Source organism: Chitinophagaceae bacterium (genome assembly GCA_030053935.1).
Classification (GTDB): Bacteria; Bacteroidota; Bacteroidia; order Cytophagales; family JASGCU01; genus JASGCU01.
Genome location: JASGCU010000041.1, coordinates 1 through 2,739, shown reverse-complemented (window position 1 = coordinate 2,739; position 2,739 = coordinate 1). Strand labels below are relative to the sequence as shown.

The window sequence follows — 2,739 nt, the reverse complement described above, 5'->3', positions numbered from 1 at the left end:
TGTTTGGTGGTAGTGGCAGTGAATTGGTACTTTGCAAAAAATTAAAACGAAACTTTATTAGTTGCGAATTGCACCCTGAATATTTTGAAATGATACAAGACAGGCTACAAAATAATGGAGTGATTTCCGATGAGTATAGACTTGAATTTATTAAGCAAAAAAACGTAGTAGAAAGTAAAAATGGACAACCCACTTTGCTAAATCTACTTGATTGAAAAAAAAGCACTACGCCTAACAGCAGTTTGGCAAAAGCAGGGCAGACGGAAGTAATTGAACATTTGTACTTCTATCAACATTTGGGCTGACGGTTTTCAAAGCCCTGCCTTCGCCAAGCCGTAACCGTTATGTTTTAATAAAAAAATTGAAAATAAAAAATAAATTTGTAACTTTACTATAAATTAATTAAAAATAAAAAAATGAATCAAGACCTTTCACAAATAGTGACATATTATGCAACAAAGCCACATAAAAAATTGGCAGATTTGCTTTTAAATAAATCAAAAGACAATTTAATTGCGTGTTTAAATGATTTACTTACAGCATATATAAATGATAAAAACTCATCAAGTTTACGAGAATTTGTAACATTTTCTACTGCTGGATACAAACATAATTCTAATAAATTAGGATATAATGGATATAAACAAAACACTTCAATTGGCGGAAAACCAATTAATTGTGAAGCAAAGCCCAAAAATATTCAAACCGATGGTTATGAAGATAAAAAAACAAAATCAAAATTGAATGGAGAGGGCGGATTTAATGATTATACTATAAAGAGATTAGAAAAAGATGCAAACGAAAACTTAAATTTGTTATGCAGTGGCTTTGTAGATGGAGAATTACAATATATTTTAGAATTTCCATTTTCTGCAATTTACGATAGATTAAAAACAGCATTAGTAAAATTAGTTGGTCCCTATTTGCGAAGTGCTACTTTCAATTTTGCTCATTATCAAGATTGTAAAAATTTAAAGACTATTTATTGTAATAAAGAATCAGTAAAGAAAAATAAAAAATATTTTACTAAAAATCTTTATAATTTTTTGATGGAGGAATTATGAAAGATTTTATAAATAAAATATTTCATAGTAATACAATAGAAAAATTAAAAGAATTACCGAGTAATTCTATTGATTTAGGAGTTACTTCGCCACCTTACAATAAAGGAGAAAAAAATAAAGGTTGGTTAGTAAAAAATGTATTGTATGATAAAGCGTTAGACAAAAAAGATGAAAATGTCTATCAAAAAGAACAAATAGACGTTTTAAATGAATTATACAGAATAATAAAACCAGGAGGTTCATTTTTTTACAATCATAAAACACGTTGGGATAGGGGCATAATGTTGCATCCGATGTTATGGATTTCTAAAACAAATTGGGTTGTTAGACAAGAAATTATTTGGGATAGAATGATTGCCGCAAATATTCGTGGGTGGAGATTTTGGCAAGTTGATGAACGTATTTATTGGTTAATTAAGCCACAAAATAATGATAATATTGGCGAGGAATTATTATCAAAACATGCGTTATTAACATCTATATGGAGATTTCCACCAGAAAGAGATAATCCACATCCTGCACCATTTCCAATAGAATTGCCAACAAGAGTAATTCATTCTATTTTAAATGATAACGAAGGAATTGTTATAGACCCTTATTCTGGTAGTGGAACAACACTTGTTGCTGCAAAGTTGTTAAATAAAAATTATATAGGAATTGATATGTCGGAAGAATATATTAATTTTTCGCTTGATAGATTACAAAATTGTGAAAAAGAACGCAGAAAAATACAAGAAGAAATAAATAAACATTTTGTAAATAAAACATTTAAAGAACGTAAAGAAAATGGAGATAATACGGGGAAATTTAAAACAACAAATAATATTACATCAAATGAATTATTAGAAACTGTAAATACGTTATTTGATTAAATGAATAAAAATAAAAAACATAACATATGCTAAAACGACAAGTGCAGGCATTGTGCGAAACTTGAAACGACAGTGCAATAATTTACATTGTGCTGTAAATAAACATTTTACTTTCAACTCCTGCACCTGCGTTGAGCATTTTTCGTTATACCCAAGAAAAAGCATCAGCCCAATATCAACAAATGAAATAATTTTTAACCTGGCAGAAAACTTAAAATATGTATATAGAAAAAGATTTTATAAAAGCGATATCTCAATCGTTTAACAAATATATCGAACATGGCTCTCGTAGCACTGAAAAATTAAAACCGATTCATAATTTTGTTGCACAAACCCTGCAAAAAATATTTGGTGAAAGTTACAACCTTTATTATATGGGTAGTGAAACCAAAGAAATGAAAGTAAAAGGCAAGTACTATGACAAAGATATTGACATAACAGTAGTAAAAGATGAAAAACCTGTAATTTGTCTGGGAATTAAGTTTGTAACATCAAACTACAAACAAAATGCTAACAACTACTTTGAGAATATGATGGGAGAAACGGCTAATATACAAGCACGAAAGGATTTACCTTATTTTCAATTAGTGGTTTTAAGACATAAAACGCCTTATTATTCAAAAACAACACAACGAACAGGTACAAAAGAACCAGCAAAAATTGAAATAATCAACAAACACGATTTGCAAAAATACATTAATCTTGCTTATGATACACCGCAAGCCCATAAACCTTATGCAATTGGAATTTTGTTTATTGATTTAGACGAAAAAACTGCAAAAGTAACTGCATTAAAATCTAAT

General features: G+C 28.8%; 4 protein-coding genes. All 4 read left to right on the top strand.

The genetic code is table 11. The annotated features are described in order from the left end of the window. Positions 1-215: hypothetical protein (locus QM536_05665; protein MDI9356495.1), on the top strand; the 215-nt coding region annotated here is incomplete at its 5' end. 201 nt (positions 216-416) lie between these two features. Further along, complete coding sequence (locus QM536_05660) at positions 417-1,064, top strand: hypothetical protein (protein MDI9356494.1); 648 nt, start codon at positions 417-419, stop codon at positions 1,062-1,064. Beyond that, positions 1,061-1,936 (top strand): site-specific DNA-methyltransferase, encoded by an 876-nt coding sequence (locus tag QM536_05655; protein ID MDI9356493.1) that lies wholly within the window; start codon positions 1,061-1,063, stop codon positions 1,934-1,936. Before QM536_05660 ends, QM536_05655 begins: the two co-directional genes overlap by 4 nt. A gap of 218 nt (positions 1,937-2,154) precedes the next feature. Further along, positions 2,155-2,739 (top strand): hypothetical protein (locus QM536_05650; protein MDI9356492.1); only part of this gene is annotated, 585 nt, incomplete at its 3' end.

Bases quoted from the DNA above. Each gene is read 5' to 3' on its own strand.
- QM536_05660 (MDI9356494.1), top strand. From the start codon at position 417: ATGAATCAAGACCTTTCACAAATAGTGACATATTATGCAACAAAGCCA.
- QM536_05655 (MDI9356493.1), top strand. From the start codon at position 1,061: ATGAAAGATTTTATAAATAAAATATTTCATAGTAATACAATAGAAAAA.